This is a genomic window from Aliamphritea spongicola, assembly GCF_017051665.1.
In the GTDB taxonomy this organism is placed as follows: domain Bacteria; phylum Pseudomonadota; class Gammaproteobacteria; order Pseudomonadales; family Balneatricaceae; genus Amphritea; species Amphritea spongicola.
This window is the reverse complement of record NZ_JAFIDL010000003.1, coordinates 454084-474740: the sequence shown is the minus strand read 5'-3', so window position 1 is coordinate 474740 and position 20657 is coordinate 454084. Positions and strand designations below refer to the sequence as shown.

Sequence of the window (20657 nt, the reverse complement as noted above, 5' to 3'; positions counted from 1 at the left end):
TATTACGTCCCTTTATCCCGCCGGTACTAACTGGTGAAAAACAAAATCTAAAAACTCTGCCACGGTATTGCGCTGATTTTCAACATCATCCCCTACCCAGACGTGATGCTCAGGATTGAGCTCAACTCGCCACCGGTCAAGTTGAGCGACAACCTCAGCAGACAAGATATTATGCTCTTTTAGCCCAGCAATACGCTCACTTAGCGTATTGCTGGTGACAGCATGTTCCCTGATCTGCTTCATAAACCGAATCTGAATCACCTCTTCCAGGTAAACCCGGGGCTTACAATTTAGCTTATTTGTCCGGCATTCAACGAAATCAATCAGCTCATCAGTATTCAACTGATGTGCTGATTTAATAAAGGCATCTGGATCGGCAACCTGTAATGTTGAGCCCTGCGTATCCCTGACGATTTCAATCACCCTGACATCACTTCGGGAAAAGCCGTGTACCTTAAGAAAATTGGCAATCCCTTCCTTAAAATGACTTAACAAGATGACCTGCTCACAGCGATCTGCCAGCTCCACCAGCTTACTATGGGTTTGACCGACCCGATGATCATCAAAAGAAGTCACAGGATCATCCAGTACAACCACAGTTTTGGCTAATTCATCAGGTGTCATTGAATCAATCGATGACAGGAATATCGCCAGCCCGAGCGAGCGGCGATCGGATTCACTGAAAACTTTATCCAGATCCGCTTCAGCAATGGGTTGCTCACGGAATCTGACTTTAAAGTAATTAACGGATTTATTGCCTTGATTATTAATGCCATGCTCAAGAGAAAAATCCCGGCTTCCCAAAGCCTTGAAATAGCGATTAATATTCGCAAAACACCGGGCTAGAAACAACGCTTGTTCATTAGCCAGTTCAGTTCTTAACCGGGGGATTTCTTGCCTTAAAGAATCTATATCGGTAATCAGTTGTTGATACTCCATACAGGCATCATTCTTTTCAAAGCGCTGCACGTCTTGCCCTAAAGCAACACCTTTATCTTTGAGAACGGTGAGTTGCTGCTCAATCTGATTATCTTCCAGCCTCGCTTTAAATGTTTCGATATGCTGCTTAAAAACAGCTATTTCAAGATTCAGGGCACTAATTCGCCGTGCCAGCGTATCGAACACTGCTCTAAGATCATCAAGCACCACAGGAGCGACTTCTTTATCCGGCCCAGCCAGTTTTAGTGGGATAACCTCATTAAATCTCTCGATGGAGGTATCACCAGCTACTTGTAGCCGTTCCAACAGCCTGTAAATTTCCTGATGACCAGCTTTAATCGCATCCATCACCGTTTTTGCATCAGGCTCTTCAGATAGCTCCGGATAGGCTTGAATAATAAGGTCGGTCTGCTGAATATGAGACACCAGCTCCGGTATTAGATTGAGTGTTAATTGCGGCCGGCTTCGTTGCAAACTGCTGGAGACAAACCCTTCGTGCCTTGCATACTGGTCATCAAAACACTGACGGTAAATATCCAGCAGCTCATTGACTTCCGGCGTGATGGACTGACCACAAAAGCCACAATTATCGCCGCCAACATAACCTAAACCTTGTTGTATCCACTGTTCAGCACCATCCACTTTGGTAAAGCAGCGTTTAATATGGTTGTTCAGTTCTGCCTTAGCCGCTTCATGCCGGTTTTCTAACTTAGCGGCCAATACGGAATTAATAGTCTCTGCACTGTCGATCAGTGACTTGTCTAATACCATGAGCGTCAAATTTGACCGAGCCTTTATCTCTGACGTCCGTCTTTTCTGTTTAAGCAGTTCTGCATAATCCAGCCGAGATTTTTCCAGTGCGGCTTGCGATGCTTCAATATCTTGTGTGACTGCCCGCTGTAAGAAAGCCTCAATGCTTTCTATTCCATTAAACACATCACGTTCTAAAACTTTTTTGCGGCTGTTTTTGGCACGCCTTTCCTGGCTTTTAATCTCAATAAGGCGTGCTATTTCAACCCCCTGCTCACCCAAAACAAAATCACTAAAGTTCTCTTTATTACCCCGTGTCAGACTTCGCGCAGTAAACACATGGGAATGATAAAAGCCATCGTCGTAAACGGCCAACCGATGTGACTCACGTAAGCCCTGAGCCCAGCTGCCATTACGGAAAACTGCCTTACCCTGGTTTTCGTTTTCGGTATCCGTTGCAAAGCTCATTTCGATATTTTGCGGCGTCTGATCCACCGGGATACTTTTTCTGGCAACCAGATTCTGCGGTTCATTCGTTTTCAGCGAAGCGAAGATATCACCCAGGGTACTCTTGCCATAGGTGTTTCGGCCATAAACAAGGGTTATCTTGTCAAACGCCGACGGTCTGGCATTACAGTCCTTAAAAGAACCTACATTTTTAATTGTCGAAATCCGTTTTAACATGGTGATTCCTTAAGCGACCTTTACCTTTCCGGTTAATAGGTCTTGCATGAGACCTTTTTTCTTCAGTTTGAGTTTTGAATACACTATTCTCTCTTGCTCTATACGGTCACATAAATTCATGTATATCAAATGTATTCGTTTCTGCTCTTGTATAGGTGGAACTGGTAGTTTTAGGCTTTTTAATGTGCTTGACTGAATAGCATCCATTACCCCACCCTGTGACTTTTGATAGAACCACGACTTAGCCCATGGCGCATAATTAAGCTGCCAGCAAATTAATTCAGGTAGAGCTTTTTTCACATCAAATGTCATGGTCCATAAATGTTTCGAGGACAATGAAGTTTCTGTCTTTTCGGGGATAACACAACAGCGCCCAACTGTGCCCATAATTGTTATTACAACGTCTCTAGATCTAACGGAATAGCGTGACAATTCGTTAAACTTTTCTTGGGTTACAAAGCGCTTAAATTTATTTTCAAACTTTTCTACGAAAATATTATCTATACCGAGCAAAGGGATACCTTGCTCAACCAACTCGTGTTTAAGTAGTGCACTACCAAACGGCCCACTTCGCATAGCAGAAGGTATCTTCGCCAGTAATGTTTCCAGTTTTTCAACTCCCCACTCCTCCGGCAGCCAACCCAGTTCAGTTTTCTTATACTGCCCCGGAGCCTGATTATAACTCGGACGGAGCTGGCCGTAGTTGGGGTTGGTATCAGGTGTGCCACTGAGGTCGATACCTCGAGTGAAAAGATCAGCCATCATGCCTTGTTTGATAGCGGTATATTTATCGATCAGGGCTTGTGTCTTTTCAGTCAGGTTATCGATGGTGGTTAGAATCTTGGCGATTTTTTTTTGTTTACGCACATCTTGAGGGGCTCTTACTATCAATTGTTTCATATCAGCCTGAAACAAATGAGGCACCCCACTTCCGGACATTCGCTCAGCAACTAGCTTTTGAAACACTTCACCTTGCAGAAAATAAAATAAGTACTGAGAGCAAAGACTATCTTGAGACTTTAACCTCACAAGCATCATTGTACTATTTATGGTTGCGGGCCCAGGAAGTTGATCAACATAAGCTATACGCCCGATAGTGCCATCCTTAGAGATTATCAAGTCTCTCACTTTCAGCATGATTTCTGGTGACTCTTCATACCGAAACTCAGTTATGTGCTGACACTCATCCCATTGAATTTTGTCCCCATTAATATGGGTACCTGCAATAAGAAAAGGTCCATCATCCACATACTCATTAGACTTCAATCCTTTCCAACCAATTCTTCCTCGTACATGAGCCAACCCCCCCAAGTCAAACTTATTAATATATGAAGAGATCACATTACTCATACCCCAGCTCCTTCATAAACCCATCCAATAAAGCAGCGCCCTTGTCCCGCTCAGATTCTATCTCTTTTACGGTTACTGCATATTTGTTATGCAGGTTTTCAACAGCTTTAACCAGTTCGTTGGTTATAGTTCGGATATAGGCAATATAATCTTGCTCTAGCTCTTGCTTAAAGCGGACTTCAATCAGCGCTTTGGCCTCCAGGTCACTAATCTGTGAACGGGCCGCCTCAATAAGTTCATCTTTCTTTTTCTCAGTTTGTTTCAAACCAACTTTCAGTTCTTTCAGCTCTTTTTCCAGCGCTGTATGCTGAGCGAGCTTTTCATCAACCGCGACTATTGATGCAGCCTGTCGTAAAATCACTGTTTCAAGCTCTGCGGCTTTGACAGAGTCTTCTTTTTTAGCAAATTTGAGTTGTTTTTTAAGCTCACGCAATTGGCCATTATGCTCTTTTTTATTGGCTTTCAGTTGCTTAACCTGTTCTTTAGGAAGTACTCCCGATGTTTCATCATCGGATTCATTGCCCCCCCCCTCTTCCTCGCTACTGTCATTGACTTCGGCAAACAGAGCTTCCAGTTCATTAATGCGGGCCTGATCTTTCTGAATATTGACCAAAACCTCAGGAAACTGCGATTGCAGAATCTCTGCATCGGGGATCAGCGCCGCATTCCAGCCACTGTTAGCAATAGATTTCAGGTCAGCTGCTTGCTGTTTGAAGTTGTTCGCCATCGCGCCGCGAATTTGGTAAAGCGACAGCAATTGCTCAGGCAATAAAGCCTCGACAATACTATCCAGCGCATCACGTCTCAGCGAGAACACTCCTTTAGAACCGGGTAACTCATCACCCAGTGAATAGAATTCTGGGGTAAATGTCTCGCTCCACCACTGCTGCAGCCCAGCAGTAAACGCCTGATGTTTAGCTTGTAGTTGCGGGTGATTTTCGATCCGTTTTTTGATCTCTGCCTTGTCTGTAATAACTTGGCTGAAGTCACTATAGCCATCATCCCCAGCTCTTGGCACAAACAGTGTTTCTTTCAGCGTGGGATAGTTATGCCAATGCTGGGCCAACGCCTCAATCTCAGCATTGGGTACACCGCCACTCAGATGCGCCCGCACATCCTGAGGTTCCGGAGCCGGGCTGTTATCTACGTAACGACGAATATTGAGGTTAAACTCCTCTTTCGCCAGCTCTGCTTTACTCACCGCACGGGCATATTTTTCAACCTGCACTTCTGCAACACCGCCTTCAGCGACACTGGCTGTCAGCGCTTGATAAACATGGGTAATCTTTTCGATATCCTCCGGGCGCAGGCTGTTTTGGTTTTTGCCTTCTTTATATTCCCGGTCAGCATTAATAAAGAGCACCTGGTTACGCTCACTGGCTTGATGTTTATTAATCACCAATACACAGGCCGGGATACCGGTACCGTAAAACAGCCCATGAGGCAGACCAATAACGGCTTCGAGAATACCGTCTTCTATCATCTTCTGGCGACAGGCCCGTTCTTCGCCCCCCCGGAATAGCACACCGTGGGGCATAACTACGGCCATACGGCCGGTCGATTTCAGACTGGCAACCATATGCTGCACAAACATCAGATCAGCTTTTTTACCACTTTCCGGTAGCCAGGTATGAAAGCGGCTACTGTGGGTCATACCACTCTTTTGATAGTTCTGAGAAAACGGTGGATTCGCGATAACCCTATCGAACGCTCTGATTTCCCCTTCTTTACTCAAGTGCTGTGGTTTTGCCAGAGTATCTTCGTTTTGAATATCCGCACCACCTGCCCCGTGCAAGATCATATTCATCTTACAGATTGACCAGGTACCATCATTACTCTCCTGGCCAAACAGATGCACGTTACGGGCATCACCTCCGGTTTCCTCCACATACTGTTTACTCTGAATCAGCATACCACCGGAACCACAGGTCGGATCATACACTTCATGATCTTCACCCGGCTCAATCAGCTCCACCAGCAAACGCACAACTTCGGCAGGCGTATAAAACTCTCCGCCTTTTTTACCGGCGCTATCCGCAAAGTACTTGATCAGGTATTCATAAGCAGCCCCCAGCAGATCAGGAAATTCAAAATGCTCATTGGCCAGTGGAATACCATTAAAATGCTGAATAAAAGACACCAACGCTTCGTCCGACATCGGCTTCTGACCGACTTTACGGTTAAAGTTAATGTGCTTAAGAACGTCTTGCAGACCTTTGGCAGTATTATCATCTTCTAGCGCCGCCAATGCTTTGTTTAACTCAGTACCGACATTTTCTTTAATGTGCTGAATAGCGGACCAGCGGGCACGCTCGGGTACGAAATAGTCATACTGTTTTTTACTTTCCAGTAATAATTCAATCGCTGCAGATTCATGACCTTCATCAATAAGCCGCTTACGCTTAGCTTCACGGTCTGCTTCAAACTGGTCTGACATGCGTTTAAGAAACAACATACCGAATATATATTCTTTGTACTCGGAAGCATCCATCTTGCCACGCAGGATATCGCAGGCCTTGAAAAGTAAGGATTCAAGCTTAGTCAGGGTAATTTTATTATCTGGCATCTTCTAAAAACATCTCTAAGGTACTGTGCATTCTGTACTTTTCTTTCGTTTTAGCCGTTAGCACAGGCAACCCTTTATTTATTCAAAATTAATCGAAATCTAACACTTAAAGCTTGATCAACCTAGCAAGATTATCCGATAGGAAATCATCATTCACCTTCCGCAGCTTCCAGCTCTTTCAGCTGAACACCAGCACTATTCTTCCAGTTAGTCAGCCCATTAGTATTACCTCCACGAACCACACTGCCTGCAGTACTGGGAGAACCAAACACCACATCCTGTGTAAACACTAAAGCACCTTCCACCTCTTTCAGGATGCCTTTCTCTACCAAGCCATCTCGCTTAGCAGCCATTCGCTTCGCAGATGGCCGGTGCTCCAAAACAGCCTGCGATCCGGCATATACAATAAAGCCATTTGCGGTGCGTTTCCCTTTAGCCGTTAAACCTTTAATTTTGCAGAACAACAGACTCTGATCACCACTGATCTGTTGTTCTTTCTCTTCAAAATCAGAGATACCCAGCACCGGTAATAACTGTAAACACTTCTCGAGGAATACATTCATTTCTGCGGCGTCAGATTCCGGCAATTTTGCACCGCTTTCTTTTGCGTTCATCACGACAACAGACTGATCGGTTTGCGACAGTGATTTAGCCTTTTCAATCAGCTGACCTTCCAGATAACGGATATGGGCCTTGGTAAGGTTCTCGTCTTTAGACGAGAATACCGTTGCCGCATTCCAGAAATCTTTATCTTTATGCTCATTCAGCCGTTTAGATACATCTTCAGACTCACCTATATACATAGCCCGTTCACCGGAATCCGGATCAACACCTACCAACAGATAAAAACCTGGGCTTTTAACTTCGTCTCGTTTAACTAGTTCAGCTAATTCTATACGGGGGGCAGATACTGCCTTACCCGTCCAGTTAGATAATTCAGCCGTACGTAAACTATTCGCTGTGCCATTTACCAAAAACAATTTGATTGTTGCAGCCTGCACTGAGAACTCCTTTTCTTTAAAGCCCTGATCGTTTGCCAAACAGAGCCTTATTTTAAATTTTGCCTACAGCTACAGAGTGTACCTTAAGCAAAACACGAGAAAAGTATCAGGCCGGTATCAGCTAGCCTCCATTTACAGCATTTATAAGCAAATGTGAGCAAAAAACCACCAAATTAAAATATAAACGGTGACCAAACAGAAAAACTCAGAGGTGAGATACTAGGAAGAAAAGTAAAATCAACTTAACCTGTTGATTTTAATGGTCGGGATGAGAGGATTCGAACCTCCGACCCCATGCACCCCATGCATGTGCGCTACCAGGCTGCGCTACATCCCGACGATGGCCAGAGCTGGCCAAGAAGTAGCGAGATAGTACGCTAACTTTCTGTTTTTTAAAAGCTCTTTTTTAGGCGTATCAGGCCGAAAATTATCCGCTTATTTACTGAACAAATCAGGCACCTATGCGCCTGATTTATCGTGGGTTTTCTCCCTTACATCACGACCTTTGTGCGGTTATGCAGCAGTCGGTTTAGCCGTTTTCGCAGAGCGGTAATTTCGTCACTGGAGTTCAGGGGTTCGCTGTGTACCACCATAAAGCGGTCGGCGAAGTCGATGCTGCGTAGTACGCTGGCGTAGCGCCACATGAGGCTGCGGAAGTCTTCGGGGTCCGGTTCGTGGCCGGCGTCCCATTCTTTGAGCAGTTGAATGAAGTCACCCTGTGCGCTGCCGAACATGCCCATGGTGCCTATGTCCAGCACCCGGTAGTTGTACATCCTGTTGAGGTCGATGCGGGCATCCAGTGTGTTGAGGATAATAGCGTCCTCTTCCGGAATGCATGAGCGCAGAATATAAAGGGTATTGTCGATCTGATGGTTAGCCATACCTGGCCTCCTTTATGTTTCTCGAAAAACGCCTCAGTCCGTGAGGTGCCGGGAGGTTCGAAACGGCCATAAAGGAACCGCGGGTTTATTCCCCACAAGGGGTGTTATATTCACCGCCCTCCCGACATAACGGGAGTTTGTACCACATTTGTGGCACAAAAAATCCAACACAACAGCATTGGATGTTCACTTTATGAGAGGTTTCGACGCCTCGTTTTTTACTATGAGGCTTTGCAGCCGGAAGTTCAACTTGGCTGTTTACGTGCCAGAAGAGCTATATGGTGGGATATTTAAGTGTTACTAATCAATGGACTGGGTGTAGAACGAAAAAAGCCTCAGAAAAGGCCTGAGAGGCTCAGAGAGAATATTTTCGCGATGAGTCGAGTGGTGTTTTGCAGATGCTGAAAACAAAAGAGACCCGGTTGGGTCTCTTTGGGAATTTCATAATCACTGTATATGACTAACGGCTTATACCTCTTCTTCCTCTTCTTCCTCTGAAAACACGCCACCGAAAGCCAGCAGTAAAGGTATAGCCACGGCATAGATTGCACCATCGATAAAAGCGGTAGGCACAATATCTCCGAATACGTTAATCAGCCTCAGAAACCCGGCAAAACACGGCAGGACCACTGAAAGCGACAGGGTTAAAACCCGGTAATCCAGATGCGGTTTGGTAAATTTCATGATGATCAGATTCAGCACAACCAGTACTGTAGCGGAAACAACCACGAGGGAGAGGAGCAGAAGAATACCCATACTTTTTATTCCTTGTATTAAAAACACATCCATAACGCGTATATGAACCAGGACGGCTACGCGAGGTAATCAAAGAGTTGGGATATTATTTCAGGATAAATCCGGACTCAATTCACAGGATTGAACGGAATACTCAGAATGAGAGGATGCGAGCCAGCACTCACTGTCGCATCGCCGGCGGAAAGTGACGAATGAATCTGACATACAAGTAGCCAGATACAAAAAGAGACCTGAACGGTCTCTGTGGGTATTTCGTGCTATGAGGATTTCAGCTGCTTATTGATGTCTTCCAGCTCGTTAATCATCTGCCGTAGCAGTTGCTTATACTTGCCGGCATCGTCCCCTGCCTGTTCGCCGCTGAACCACTGGCGGGCACCGTTAATGGTGTAACCCTGGTCATACAGCAAGCCGCGTATCTGGCGGATCACCAGAACGTCCTGCCGCTGGTAGTAGCGACGGTTGTTCCGTTTCACCGGGCTGATCTGTTCGAATTCCTGTTCCCAGTACCGCAGCACATGCGGTTTGAGATCACACAAAGACGCCACTTCACCAATGGTGAAGTAGCGCTTGTTCGGAATGGGAGTTTGATCTTCGTAGCTGGGTTCAGTCGCCGTCATAGGCCTCTACACGGTCCTTTAACTTCTGTCCCGGTTTAAAGGTGACAACCCGGCGGGCAGAGATCGGTACTTCTTCTCCGGTTTTCGGATTACGTCCCGGCCGTTGCCGCTTGTCACGCAGATCAAAATTCCCGAAGCCAGACAGCTTTACCTGTTCATTATTCGCCAGGCTGTTACGGATCTCGTCAAAAAATGCTTCGACAATATCTTTAGCTTCGCGCTTGTTCAGGCCAAGTTCTTCATACAGGCGTTCGGCCATTTCAGCTTTCGTTAAAGAACCCATAAAACTTACCCCTATCGATTACTCTCGTAATGTAGCACCGTACTGTTTCTGCAGTTCAGACACAACAAAATCAATGACTTCGTTGATTTCTTCATCATTAAGAGTGCGCGATGGATGCTGCCACGTCAAGCCGAGAGCCAAGCTTTTTTGCCCTGGTTCTACGCCTTTACCCTGGTAAACATCAAACAAAGTCACCGATTTGAGGAATTCACCGCCCTGCTGACGGGCAATTTCCCGCACTGATTCAAAGTCGATTTTTTCATCAACCAGCAGCGCCAGATCGCGACGTGTTTCAGGGAACTTGGAGAGGCTGTCAAAGCGTGGCAGTTTGCCATCCAGTACAGAAGCCTGATTAATCTCAAACACGAATACCGCGCCGTTGAGGCCCAGAGATTTCACCAGTTCAGGGTGCAGTGCGCCCAGGTAACCCACGGTTTCGCCGTCACGCTGAATCGCTGCCGACTGACCCGGGTGCAGTGCTACATGGCGTGCTGCCACAAAGCTGAATGCTTCCGGAGAGCCGCCCAGTGCCAGAATGGATTCTACGTCGCCTTTCAGGTCGTAGAAATCAACCGGTGCAGCATCGCTTGCCCAGCCTTCCGCCAGACGCGGACCGCTGATAATACCGGCAATGACATTTTCCTGAATCAGCTCTTCACCATTAGGCAGGAAGCGCTGACCCGTTTCGAACAGACGCACACGGCCCTGCTGACGGTTCTGATTGTATTGCAGAGCTTTCGCCAGACCCGGCATGATGGTGGTACGCATCACCGCCATTTCTGCAGAGATCGGGTTCGCCAGTGCAACCGCTTCGTTCTGGTCATCGAACTGTGCTGCCAGGTTCTTTTCAATAAAGCTGTAGGTAATCGCTTCCTGATAACCGCGGGCAACCAGCTGACGGCGTACGTCGTGCAGGTCCAGCTTGGATTCATCATCAGCGATGATGTTCAGCTCAGCGGTCGGTACTTTAACCGGCAGGTTGTTGTAGCCATATACCCGTGCCAGCTCTTCAATCAGATCTACTTCGATGCTGATGTCGAAACGGTAAGAAGGCACTGCAAACGTCCAGGTGCCTTCGCCGCGTTCAACAATTTCCAGACCCAGACGGGTCAGGATTTCTTCAATTTCTTCTACCGGCATTTCAAAAGCCAGCAGCTGGTTTACCTTGCTCTGACGCAGGGTAACCTGACGGTCGCTTGGCAGGTCTGCTTCGCTTACCGCTTCAACCACAGGGCCGGCTTCACCGCCGACGATGTCTAATAACAGTTGGGTGGCACGCTCAGTGGCTTTGCGCTGCAGCTGCCAGTCCACACCACGCTCGTAGCGGTGGGAGGCATCGGTGTGCAGGCCGTAAGAACGGGCTTTACCGGCAATGGCGATCTGGTCGAAGAAAGCACATTCCAGGAAGATATCTTTACTCTCAGCAGTTACACCAGTGGCTTCACCACCGAAGATACCGGCCATGGCAACCACGCGTTCTTTGTCCGCAATTACCAGGGTGTCGCTGCTCAGCTCAACTTCGTTACCGTCCAGCAGGGTCAGCTTTTCGCCGGCATCCGGGTAACGGACAACAATGCCACCGTTCAGGGTGCTCAGATCAAAGGCGTGCATTGGCTGGCCCAGTTCGGCCTGTACGTAGTTGGTGACGTCAACCACAGGGTCGATGCTGCGGAAACCGAAACGTTCCAGACGTTCAACCATCCACTGTGGTGCCTTGGCAGACATATCCACATTGCGGATCACACGGCCCAGGTAACGCGGGCAGGCCTTTGGCGCTTCCAGCTCAATGCTGAAAGTATCGTCAATGGCAGGAGCAACGGCGTCTACTTCGACGAAGTTAACCGGCACCTTGTTCAGTACACCCACTTCGCGGGCCATACCGGTGATAGACAGGCAGTCACCGCGGTTCGGTGTCAGGTCGACGTCGATGATCTTGTCATCCAGCGACAGGTACTCACGCAGGCAGGTACCCACCGGCGCATCCGCCGCCAGTTCCATGATGCCGGCAGCGTCTTCAGAGATGTTCAGTTCACTTGCGGCACACAGCATGCCGAAAGATTCAACCTGACGCAGTTTGGCTTTCTTGATTTTGAAGTCTTTGCCATCCGGGCCTGCCAGTACGGCGCCTACGGTAGCAAAAGCAGTTTTCAGGCCGGCACGGGCGTTAGGTGCACCGCAGACAACCTGTACGGTTTCGCTGCCATTGTTTACCTGGCACACGCGCAGTTTGTCGGCATTCGGGTGCTGCTCAGCGCTGATGATTTCACCAACGATTACACCGCTGAATTCACCGGCAACCGGCAGAATGTCGTCTACTTCCAGGCCTGCCATGGTGATCTGGTCAGCAATGCCCTGAGTATCTACTGCAGGATCAACCAGTTCCCGCAACCACTTTTCACTGAATTTCATAGTAATAATCCGATATCTGTAAGCGTAATAAAGTCACTCAGGCTCAGTTGAACTGGCCGAGGAAACGCAAGTCATTTTCGAAGAACAGGCGCAGGTCATTAACGCCGTAGCGGAGCATCGCAAGACGCTCAACGCCCATACCGAAGGCAAAGCCGGTATATTCTTCAGGGTCGATACCAGAGTGTTCGAAGACTTTAGGGTGCACGATGCCGCAACCCAGTACTTCCATCCACTTGCCGTCGCCGCGGTCAATGTCCACTTCGATGGATGGCTCAGTGAACGGGAAGTATGAAGGACGGAAACGTACCTTCACGTCTTCTTCAAAGAATTCACGCAGGAACTGTTCCAGGGTGCCCTTCAGATCCGCAAAGCTGATGTTCTTATCCACAATCAGGCCTTCTACCTGGTGGAACATCGGCGAGTGGGTCTGGTCGTAGTCGTTCCGGTACACACGGCCCGGGCAGATGATACGGATAGGCGGCTTCTGGCTTTCCATGGTACGCACCTGTACACCAGAGGTGTGGGTACGCAGCAGGGTATTCGCATTGAAGAAGAAGGTGTCGTGCATAGAACGCGCCGGGTGATGCGACGGAATGTTCAGTGCTTCGAAGTTGTGATAATCGTCTTCGATTTCAGGGCCTTCAGCTACGCTGTAGCCAATACGGGCAAAAAACGATTCAATCCGCTCCAGGGTTTTGGTCACCGGGTGTAAACCACCCTGTGACTGACCACGGCCCGGCAGGGTTACGTCGATCGTTTCTTCCGCCAGCTTCGCTTCCAGAGCAGCGGATTCCAGGCTCTGCTTACGGCTGTTCAGCACGTCCTGCAGGGCCTGTTTTGCTTCATTGATTTTAGCACCCGCCTGCGGGCGTTCCTCGGCAGATAATGCGCCAAGGCCTTTCAATAGCTGGGTAAGATGACCTTTCTTACCCAGATACTGAACACGCACCTGATCCAGGTCCTGAGTACTTGTGGCCTGTTCAGCAGCTGCTTTGCCTTCTGCTAACAGGATTTCAATGTTTTCCATTTATGGCTCCAAATAAAAATAGGGGAAGAGCTTGCACCCTTCCCCTATTACACATTCAATGCTCAACTAAGCGTTGCTTAGTTAAAGGTGTCTTACAGTGCAGCTTTAGCTTTTTCTACGATCGCAGCAAAAACCTGCGCTTCGTGTACAGCCAGATCAGCCAGCACCTTACGATCGATTTCGATAGATGCTTTCTTCAGACCAGCGATAAAGCGGCTGTAGGACAGACCATTGATGCGGGCAGCAGCGTTGATACGAGCGATCCACAGCGCGCGGAACTGACGCTTACGCTGACGACGGTCACGGTATGCATACTGACCTGCTTTGATTACTGCCTGTTTAGCAACGCGGAATACCCGGCTGCGAGCGCCGTAGTAACCTTTTGCTTTTTTCAGGATTTTCTTGTGACGACGGTGTGCTACTACACCACGTTTTACACGTGCCATGATATTTCTTCCTAATTAAAAATTGTGACTACTACGAGCTTAGATGTAAGGCAACATACGCTTGATCAGCTTGGTGTCCGCTGCATGAACCTGCAGCATTGGACGCAGCTGACGCTTACGCTTAGTAGACTTCTTAGTCAGGATGTGGCTTGTGAAAGACTGCTTGTGCTTAAAGCCGTTCGCGGTCTTCTTAAAACGTTTCGCAGCACCGCTGCAAGATTTCATTTTAGGCATTACTAAATCCCCACGCATTCGTTAGTTATGTTTCGTCTCAGACAACACAAAACCCGCACCTACTCCGAAGAGGTGGTACGGGCCTTAATGAAGTAACCGAGATTACTTTTTCTTTTTCGGAGCTATGACCATAGTCAGTTGGCGGCCTTCCATCTTTGGACGCTGCTCAACGGTACCAAGCTCGGCCAGGTCCTGTTCGACCCGGTTTAACAGCTTCATACCTAACTCCTGGTGTGCCATTTCACGGCCGCGGTAACGCAGGGTTACCTTGGCCTTATCGCCACCTTCCAGGAAACGTATCAGGTTGCGTAGTTTTACCTGATAATCCCCATCTTCCGTATTTGGACGGAACTTCACTTCCTTGACCTGCATCTGCACTTGCTTTTTCTTCTGTGCATTTGCTTCTTTCTTCTTCTCGTACAGGTATTTACCGTAGTCCATAACCTTACATACGATCGGATCAGAATCAGAAATCTGAACCAGGTCAAGTTCAACTTCCTGGGCCGCTTCAAGAGCGTCCCTGAGAGGCACTACGCCTATCTGTGTTCCATCGGGACCAATCAATCGACACTCGCGGGCGCTGATGTTCTCATTAATCGGCGGCTTGGACCGCTCATTGCGCCCTCTTCTGTTATCGCGCTTGATAGTGGTATCTCCGTAAAAATTAACTAAACCTTGCGACCCTTGCTGGCAACATCTTGGCCAAGGTGGTCACAAAACTCTGCAATCGACAAAGTGCCGAGATCTTCACCGGTCCGGGTACGTACTGCCACGGTGCCGGTTTCAACTTCCTTATCGCCAACAACCAGCAAATAAGGAACCTTAGATATTGTGTGCTCGCGGATTTTAAAGCCGATTTTCTCATTTCTCAAGTCCGCTTTAGCAAAGAATCCAAGATCTTGTAACTTTTCTTCGATTTCCCGGCAATAATCGGCCTGTTTGTCGGTAATGTTCATGATTGCCACCTGTTCAGGTGCCAACCAGGTCGGTAATGCACCGGCCGAGTTTTCAATCAGAATACCGATGAAGCGCTCAAATGAACCCAGAATCGCACGGTGTAACATTACCGGCGTTTCACGCTCACCTGCTTCGTTCACAAACTGTGCATTCAGGCGGCCCGGCATAGAGAAGTCCACCTGAATGGTACCGCACTGCCATACACGGCCCAGGCAGTCTTTCAGTGAGAATTCAACCTTAGGTCCGTAGAAAGCACCTTCGCCCGGCAGCTCATCCCAATCCAGACCGGCAGCGTCCAGGGCATCGCCCAGGGCTTTTTCAGACTTGTCCCATACTTCGTCAGAACCTACACGCTGTTCCGGACGTGTAGACAGCTTGTAGATAACTTCTTCGAAGCCGAAGTCAGCGTACACTTCGTGCAGGAAGTCGATGAAACGGGCCACTTCTTCCTGAATTGCGTCTTCAGCACAGAAGATGTGTGCATCGTCCTGGACGAAACCACGGACACGCATAATGCCGTGCAGTGCACCGGACGGTTCGTTACGGTGACAGCAACCGAATTCAGCCAGACGCAGTGGCAGGTCACGGTAAGAACGCAGACCCTGGTTAAATACCTGAATGTGGCACGGGCAGTTCATTGGCTTAACAGCAAAGTCACGGCTTTCAGAGTGTGTAGTGAACATCTCTTCTGAGAACTTATCCCAGTGACCGGACTTCTCCCACAGGGTACGTTCAACAACCTGTGGGGTTTTGATTTCGTCGTAACCATGCTGGCGCTGCTTCTTACGCATGTACTGTTCGATAGTCTGATACAGTTTCCAGCCGTTCGGGTGCCAGAACACCATACCCGGTGCTTCTTCCTGCAGGTGGAACAGGTCCAGCTGCTTGCCCAGTTTACGGTGGTCACGCTTTTCAGCTTCTTCCAGCTGGTGCAGGTAGGCTTTCAGTTCTTTCTTATCACGCCATGCTGTGCCGTATACACGCTGCAGCATTTCGTTTTCAGAGTTACCGCGCCAGTAAGCACCGGCAACTTTCATCAGTTTGAAAGAACGCAGGACACGGGTGTTTGCCACGTGTGGGCCACGGCACATGTCGATGTATTCTTCGTGGTGATACAGGCCAACTTCAGTCACGGACTCATCCAGACCGTCAATCAGCTCAACTTTAAAGTCTTCACCACGGTCAGCAAAGATCTGACGGGCTTCAGCAACCGGCGTCATCTTCTTGATAACGTCGTAATCTTTTTTGATCAGTTCCTGAACACGTTTTTCCAGTACAACCAGATCATCCGGTGTGAAGTGGTGCTCGCTGGAAACGTCGTAGTAGAAACCGTTTTCGATAACCGGACCAATCGCCATCTTTACATCCGGGTAGAGCTGCTTCATAGCGTGCCCTAACAGGTGTGCAAAAGAGTGACGGATAATGTGCAGGCCGTCTTCGTCCCGTGGGGTTACGATCGCTACTTCAGCGTCCGTGGTGATCAGCTCGCAGGCGTCAACCAGTTCACCGTTGATACGGCCGGCAACCGTGGCTTTCGCCAGGCCAGCGCCAATATCAGCAGCAACTTCTAAAACAGTAACCGGGTTAGCAAACTCGCGTTTGCTGCCATCAGGAAGCGTAATAATAGGCATTGAATTTCCTTTTTTTCTCAGTGGTGGCCCATACCAGAGGCCACTTAAGCACAGGAGTGCAGTGCGACGGAGTGACAGGAAGCCAGCCGACGTACCTACACGACAGTACGGTATCTAAAAATGAACGCGCAATTGTACGTGATTGTTCTCTAAAGAGGTACCCTGTAACAGCAGCCAGAGTGGGATTTTTTCTGATTTAACTCAGCATTCTTTCCTGTGGCTGACCATCCGGTAAAAAGCGCTTCTTAAAAACGTCCAGCACGTGCTGCACTCTGCGGCCAAAACCACTATGATCAGGCCTTTATTAACAGCCACAGAGGTACGCCCGTGAACCCCGTTTATCAGGATATACATATGCAACTGGATGGTTTGCTTCAGGGCGAAACCAGCTGGATCAGCAATCTGGCCAATACCTCTGCCCTGCTGTGGATGTATCTGCCGGACATCAACTGGGTAGGCTTTTATATCCGTAAAGAAGATGAGCTGGTGCTCGGGCCGTTTCAGGGTAAGCCAGCCTGCACCCGCATCCCGATTGGCAAGGGTGTTTGCGGTACCGCAGCGGAAACAATGGAATCGCAACTGGTGATGGACGTACACGAGTTTCCTGGCCATATCGCCTGCGACACCGAGTCTAATTCCGAAGTGGTTATTCCCATTGTCCGTAACGGCAAGTTAATTGCTGTGCTGGATGTGGACAGCCCGGAAAAAGCCCGCTTCACCAAAGGGGATGTTGAAGGCCTGGAAAAGGTTGTCGAAATTATTCTGCGCCACCAGACAACAGGCTAAGCCAGATGCTGCCGGAAATTCTTCAGCAATACCCGGAAATACAGGTTCCGGCGGACCAGACAGTGCTGTCTCAGGGGCAGCATTGTGAGAACTGTTTCGTCATCACCCAGGGTTGTGTGAAAGTCTTTGGCCGCTCCGCCGAAGGCCGGGAGCTGGTGCTGTACCGGATCAACAGCGGCGAGATCTGTGTGCTGACCACCGCCTGCCTGCTCAGCAACGACAGTTTTCCGGCGGAAGCTATCAGTGAAACCGCCGTCACTGCCCGGGTAATCCCCCTGCAGGATTTTCGCCGCTTACTGGGTGAGTCTGAAGGTTTCCGGGAATTCGTTTTCGACGGTTTCAGCCAGCGCCTCGCCAACCTGATGCAACAGCTGGAAAGCATCACCCTGGCTAGTGTTGATCAGCGTTTACTGCGTTATCTGCTCAGCAACACCAACCACAAACAACAGCTGCATGCCACTCATCAGTACATCGCTATTGAAATCGGCAGCGCCCGTGAAGTGGTCAGCCGCCACCTGAAAAGCCTGGAAAAGCAGGGACTGATCCGCCTGCAGCGGGGCTGTATTGAACTGGTCAGCCGTGCTGAACTTCAGGCGATGCTCACCAGCTGAATGCCCTAAATTCGGATTTATTCCCCCTGTGTGACTAAGTCACAGATCTCTCCTTCACCCAGCCTTACACTGCCGGCATCACATAAGGAGAGAAGCTCATGCCTAAAAATCTTGGAAGTCTGGACCGCAGCCTGCGTTTAATTGCCGGCCTGGTGTTAATCAGTCTGGTATTTGTTGGCCCGCAAACACCCTGGGGCTGGATTGGTGTTGTTGGTCTGCTGACCGCAGCTGTCGGTTACTGCCCGCTGTACTCACTGTTCGGTTTAAACAGTTGTCCACTGAAACGTAACAGCTGATCCTATCCGATTACGCGGGCTGCCCGTCCGGCCCGCTCTGCTTTTCAATCGCCCGGAACATCGCCGACGCCCAATTGACGTAGCCGTGCTTGAACCGACGGTGCTTCATCCTGCATAGCCGCGACTATATACGCCTTCGCTTCATCCTGATACTCAGGGTATTGCTGCCCCAGCAGATAGAAACCGCTGTAGCTCCAGGCCCGGACAAATTTATTCTTATCCTGCAAACCGACCCGTAAAAAATGTGACAACGGACCTACAGCGTCCTCCGGAATTGGCACATATTGCAGAATCTGCAGCAAGTGTAACCGGCTCTGCCAGCACACCAGTTGCCCGGCTGAACACAGCAGGCTCACTTCCTGCTGAGCAGTCAACTGCAACGGAGGGGTGTGTTCCAGCCCATGCTTTAACAACCAACTGGCTGCGGACTGCAAATCCGTCTCTGTCAACATCGCAATGAGCTGGTTTGCAAACGCTGGCAAGCCTTTGTATTGCCGGTAATAATTCGTCAGAACATCCGTATCTTTACCGTCCCACTGACGAATGACTGTATTCGGAAGGCTCACCTGTATTCACCTACTCATTCGCACTGAGTTGTTTGAGGGTATAAAGGATATGATTGGTTGCAGCCTCTCTGGCTGCGTCCGGGTCCCGGGCCATTACCGCCTGATGGATACTGGCATGCTGTGCCCGGATGCCGTCCGGATAACGGCCGCGCTTTTTCAGGGTACGCGACAGCACCCCGTAAATCGCATTAAAAAAACGGCTGTAAAAAATCTCACTGAACGACACCACCAGCAAATGCTGTGACGCTTCAGCGATCAGCATATGAAAGCGCAGATCCTCTTTCGCCTTGGCCAGCGTGGTTTCGCCTTTATCCCGTTTTAAAAGCTGCTGATACTCTTTATCCACCCGGGCAAGCTGTTCGTCGGTTGCCCGCAGCGCCGCATAATACGCTGCCTCACCTTCCAGCATGGCCCGCACTTCCAGCACCTGTTGCTGAAACTCCAGGTTATCCCCCAAGCCTTCCAGCGGCATATCAAAGCAAACTTCCAGCAGGTTATTGCAGTAGGTTTTACCGCCGGGACGCACACTGATGAAGCCTTCACTTTCCAGCTGGCCCATGGCTTCGCGTACAGTGGAACGGGACAAGCCCAGCGTATCAGACATACTCCGCTGCGACGCCAGCGCCTGTCCCGGCAGATATTCGCCCCGGAAAAAGGCCTGCTTTATATCCTGAACCAGTTGTTCGCTGCGCAATGTCGCCATGGGTGTATTATCCTGATTCCAAAGCAGAATCCGCCAGCTTCAGCTTATCTGCCTGCATCATATGGGAAATCCGGCAACCCAAATTGGTCAGACCGGTTTTCCGGATATCATATCTTTTTAACATCCCCTTTACTATCGTGCTCAAAAAGGCCGGCAATATGACCGGACCGACAAGCGCCAACAACAAGAAACGATAAACGGAACTCTGGCCGCCAAACTGGCCACCGTCATTATCGGGGAAGTGCCATATGTCTCAGCAACACACCCCGCAGACCGCATCGCCAAATGTGGGTCTGTTCATCACCTGCCTGGCGGATATGTTTCGCCCCAGCATCGGTTTTGCCACTGTAAAACTGCTGGAACAGACCGGCTGCCGGGTCAGCGTACCGGACCAGCAAACCTGTTGTGGCCAGCCGGCTTATAACACCGGTGACCGCCGTACCAGTGCAGAAATTGCCCGGATGACCATCGACGCCTTTGCCGGGTATGAGTATCTGGTGGCACCGTCCGGCTCCTGTGTTGGCATGATTAAGTACTACCCGGAACTGTTCGACGCCGAAGACCCGTACCAGAAACTGGCACAGGAACTGGCAGACCGCAGTTATGAAATCACCAGTTTCCTGTTCGATGTCATCGGCATTGAAGCCCTGCAGCAACAACTGCAACAGCTGACCATTCCCCGCACAATAACCTATCACGATTCTTGTTCCGGCCTGCGTCAGTTGGGCATCAAACAACAGCCCCGTGAATTGCTGAAACAGATTAACGGTTTGCAGATTGAAGAAATGACTGAAGCTGAAACCTGCTGCGGCTTTGGCGGTACCTTCTGCGTGAAGTATCCGGAAATTTCCAACCGGATGGTCAGCAACAAATCAGAATTCATTAACAACAGTGGTGCCGACACCCTGGTGGGCGGTGATCTGGGCTGCCTGCTGAACATGGTCGGCAAACTGCAGCGCCTTGGAAAAGACAACCCGGAGACACTGGTTGAAGCCCGCCACGTAGTGGAACTCCTCGCCGATATGCTGGATACACCGGGCATTGGCGAGCAGGATGTACGCCGGCTGAAAGCGGCTACGCCTTCTGCAGATTTTACCCTGGGCACGGAGCTTAAAAGCTCTGCAGCTCAGCCTGAAACCACGCGCTGAAGTGAAATGAGGTAAA

The 20657-nt window shown here is 49.3% G+C and carries 20 protein-coding genes and 1 tRNA gene; 4 read left to right on the top strand and 17 right to left on the bottom strand.

Translation table 11 applies throughout. The features are described 5' to 3' along the window. Positions 1-12: 12 nt before the first annotated feature. The 15 genes from JYB63_RS12185 to thrS all read right to left on the bottom strand — a co-directional run bounded on the left by JYB63_RS12185 (position 13) and on the right by thrS (position 16531). Positions 13-2373, bottom strand: coding sequence for an AAA family ATPase (locus JYB63_RS12185; RefSeq protein WP_205658119.1), 2361 nt, complete (start codon positions 2371-2373; stop codon positions 13-15). Positions 2374-2382: 9 nt separating this feature from the next. Further along, entirely contained in the window at positions 2383-3723 is a 1341-nt protein-coding gene (locus JYB63_RS12180) for a restriction endonuclease subunit S (protein ID WP_205658118.1), read from the bottom strand. Next, entirely contained in the window at positions 3716-6289 is a 2574-nt protein-coding gene (locus JYB63_RS12175) for an HsdM family class I SAM-dependent methyltransferase (RefSeq protein WP_205658117.1), read from the bottom strand. The genes JYB63_RS12180 and JYB63_RS12175 overlap by 8 nt, the downstream gene beginning before the upstream one ends. Before the next feature lie 149 nt (positions 6290-6438). Beyond that, positions 6439-7290, bottom strand: a complete 852-nt coding sequence (locus JYB63_RS23650) for a DUF4357 domain-containing protein (RefSeq protein WP_205658116.1) — start codon at positions 7288-7290, stop codon at positions 6439-6441. 260 nt (positions 7291-7550) lie between these two features. Further along, positions 7551-7627: transfer RNA gene (locus tag JYB63_RS12165), tRNA-Pro, on the bottom strand. Positions 7628-7781: 154 nt separating this feature from the next. After that, complete coding sequence (locus JYB63_RS12160) at positions 7782-8171, bottom strand: hypothetical protein (RefSeq protein WP_205658115.1); 390 nt, start codon at positions 8169-8171, stop codon at positions 7782-7784. Positions 8172-8639: 468 nt separating this feature from the next. After that, positions 8640-8927, bottom strand: a complete 288-nt coding sequence (locus JYB63_RS12155) for a hypothetical protein (protein WP_205658114.1) — start codon at positions 8925-8927, stop codon at positions 8640-8642. Positions 8928-9184: 257 nt separating this feature from the next. After that, complete coding sequence (locus JYB63_RS12150) at positions 9185-9544, bottom strand: MerR family transcriptional regulator (protein ID WP_205658113.1); 360 nt, start codon at positions 9542-9544, stop codon at positions 9185-9187. Beyond that, positions 9531-9827, bottom strand: coding sequence for an integration host factor subunit alpha (gene ihfA / locus JYB63_RS12145; RefSeq protein WP_205658112.1), 297 nt, complete (start codon positions 9825-9827; stop codon positions 9531-9533). Before ihfA ends, JYB63_RS12150 begins: the two co-directional genes overlap by 14 nt. Positions 9828-9845: 18 nt before the next feature. Continuing rightward, positions 9846-12236, bottom strand: coding sequence for a phenylalanine--tRNA ligase subunit beta (pheT, locus tag JYB63_RS12140; RefSeq protein ID WP_205658111.1), 2391 nt, complete (start codon positions 12234-12236; stop codon positions 9846-9848). A 43-nt stretch (positions 12237-12279) separates the two neighbouring features. Then, positions 12280-13263, bottom strand: a complete 984-nt coding sequence (pheS, locus tag JYB63_RS12135) for a phenylalanine--tRNA ligase subunit alpha (protein ID WP_205658110.1) — start codon at positions 13261-13263, stop codon at positions 12280-12282. A 92-nt stretch (positions 13264-13355) separates the two neighbouring features. Further along, a complete protein-coding gene (gene rplT / locus JYB63_RS12130) occupies positions 13356-13709 on the bottom strand; it encodes a 50S ribosomal protein L20 (RefSeq protein WP_205658109.1) in 354 nt (117 codons plus the stop codon). Between the two features lie 39 nt (positions 13710-13748). After that, positions 13749-13943: a 50S ribosomal protein L35 gene (gene rpmI / locus JYB63_RS12125; protein WP_205658108.1), complete on the bottom strand. Its 195-nt coding sequence runs from the start codon at positions 13941-13943 to the stop codon at positions 13749-13751. A 102-nt stretch (positions 13944-14045) separates the two neighbouring features. Beyond that, complete coding sequence (gene infC, locus JYB63_RS12120; protein WP_205658390.1) at positions 14046-14588, bottom strand: translation initiation factor IF-3; 543 nt, start codon at positions 14586-14588, stop codon at positions 14046-14048. Positions 14589-14611: 23 nt separating this feature from the next. Further along, positions 14612-16531: a threonine--tRNA ligase gene (gene thrS / locus JYB63_RS12115; protein WP_205658107.1), complete on the bottom strand. Its 1920-nt coding sequence runs from the start codon at positions 16529-16531 to the stop codon at positions 14612-14614. A gap of 354 nt (positions 16532-16885) precedes the next feature. On the opposite strand from thrS, the gene msrC reads away from it, so the two are divergent. The 3 genes from msrC (at position 16886) to JYB63_RS12100 (ending at position 18224) form a co-directional block, all read left to right on the top strand. Continuing rightward, positions 16886-17317: a free L-methionine (R)-S-oxide reductase MsrC gene (gene msrC, locus JYB63_RS12110; protein ID WP_205658106.1), complete on the top strand. Its 432-nt coding sequence runs from the start codon at positions 16886-16888 to the stop codon at positions 17315-17317. Between the two features lie 5 nt (positions 17318-17322). Further along, entirely contained in the window at positions 17323-17928 is a 606-nt protein-coding gene (locus JYB63_RS12105; protein ID WP_205658105.1) for a Crp/Fnr family transcriptional regulator, read from the top strand. Between the two features lie 98 nt (positions 17929-18026). Then, positions 18027-18224 (top strand): YgaP family membrane protein, encoded by a 198-nt coding sequence (locus JYB63_RS12100; RefSeq protein WP_205658104.1) that lies wholly within the window; start codon positions 18027-18029, stop codon positions 18222-18224. A 44-nt stretch (positions 18225-18268) separates the two neighbouring features. Here JYB63_RS12100 and JYB63_RS12095 read toward each other — a convergent pair whose 3' ends face one another. Both JYB63_RS12095 and JYB63_RS12090 read right to left on the bottom strand, forming a co-directional pair. Further along, positions 18269-18790, bottom strand: coding sequence for a hypothetical protein (locus JYB63_RS12095; RefSeq protein ID WP_205658103.1), 522 nt, complete (start codon positions 18788-18790; stop codon positions 18269-18271). A gap of 10 nt (positions 18791-18800) precedes the next feature. Further along, positions 18801-19493, bottom strand: coding sequence for a FadR/GntR family transcriptional regulator (locus JYB63_RS12090; protein ID WP_205658102.1), 693 nt, complete (start codon positions 19491-19493; stop codon positions 18801-18803). Between the two features lie 248 nt (positions 19494-19741). Here JYB63_RS12090 and JYB63_RS12085 point away from each other — a divergent pair, with 248 nt between their 5' ends. Further along, positions 19742-20641 carry a (Fe-S)-binding protein gene (locus JYB63_RS12085; RefSeq protein ID WP_205658101.1) on the top strand — a complete coding sequence of 300 codons (900 nt, stop codon included), beginning with the start codon at positions 19742-19744 and terminating at the stop codon, positions 20639-20641. Positions 20642-20657 lie beyond the last annotated feature (16 nt).

Coding starts and splice junctions, on each gene's coding strand:
- JYB63_RS12100 (WP_205658104.1), top strand. CDS start 18,027: ATGCCTAAAAATCTTGGAAGTCTGGACCGCAGCCTGCGTTTAATTGCC.
- JYB63_RS12105 (WP_205658105.1), top strand. CDS start 17,323: ATGCTGCCGGAAATTCTTCAGCAATACCCGGAAATACAGGTTCCGGCG.
- thrS (WP_205658107.1), bottom strand. CDS start 16,531: ATGCCTATTATTACGCTTCCTGATGGCAGCAAACGCGAGTTTGCTAAC.
- JYB63_RS12085 (WP_205658101.1), top strand. CDS start 19,742: ATGTCTCAGCAACACACCCCGCAGACCGCATCGCCAAATGTGGGTCTG.
- JYB63_RS12090 (WP_205658102.1), bottom strand. CDS start 19,493: ATGGCGACATTGCGCAGCGAACAACTGGTTCAGGATATAAAGCAGGCC.
- JYB63_RS12160 (WP_205658115.1), bottom strand. CDS start 8,171: ATGGCTAACCATCAGATCGACAATACCCTTTATATTCTGCGCTCATGC.
- msrC (WP_205658106.1), top strand. CDS start 16,886: ATGCAACTGGATGGTTTGCTTCAGGGCGAAACCAGCTGGATCAGCAAT.
- JYB63_RS12185 (WP_205658119.1), bottom strand. CDS start 2,373: ATGTTAAAACGGATTTCGACAATTAAAAATGTAGGTTCTTTTAAGGAC.
- pheT (WP_205658111.1), bottom strand. CDS start 12,236: ATGAAATTCAGTGAAAAGTGGTTGCGGGAACTGGTTGATCCTGCAGTA.
- JYB63_RS12180 (WP_205658118.1), bottom strand. CDS start 3,723: ATGAGTAATGTGATCTCTTCATATATTAATAAGTTTGACTTGGGGGGG.
- JYB63_RS12175 (WP_205658117.1), bottom strand. CDS start 6,289: ATGCCAGATAATAAAATTACCCTGACTAAGCTTGAATCCTTACTTTTC.
- JYB63_RS12155 (WP_205658114.1), bottom strand. CDS start 8,927: ATGGGTATTCTTCTGCTCCTCTCCCTCGTGGTTGTTTCCGCTACAGTA.
- rpmI (WP_205658108.1), bottom strand. CDS start 13,943: ATGCCTAAAATGAAATCTTGCAGCGGTGCTGCGAAACGTTTTAAGAAG.
- rplT (WP_205658109.1), bottom strand. CDS start 13,709: ATGGCACGTGTAAAACGTGGTGTAGTAGCACACCGTCGTCACAAGAAA.
- ihfA (WP_205658112.1), bottom strand. CDS start 9,827: ATGGGTTCTTTAACGAAAGCTGAAATGGCCGAACGCCTGTATGAAGAA.
- JYB63_RS12150 (WP_205658113.1), bottom strand. CDS start 9,544: ATGACGGCGACTGAACCCAGCTACGAAGATCAAACTCCCATTCCGAAC.
- pheS (WP_205658110.1), bottom strand. CDS start 13,263: ATGGAAAACATTGAAATCCTGTTAGCAGAAGGCAAAGCAGCTGCTGAA.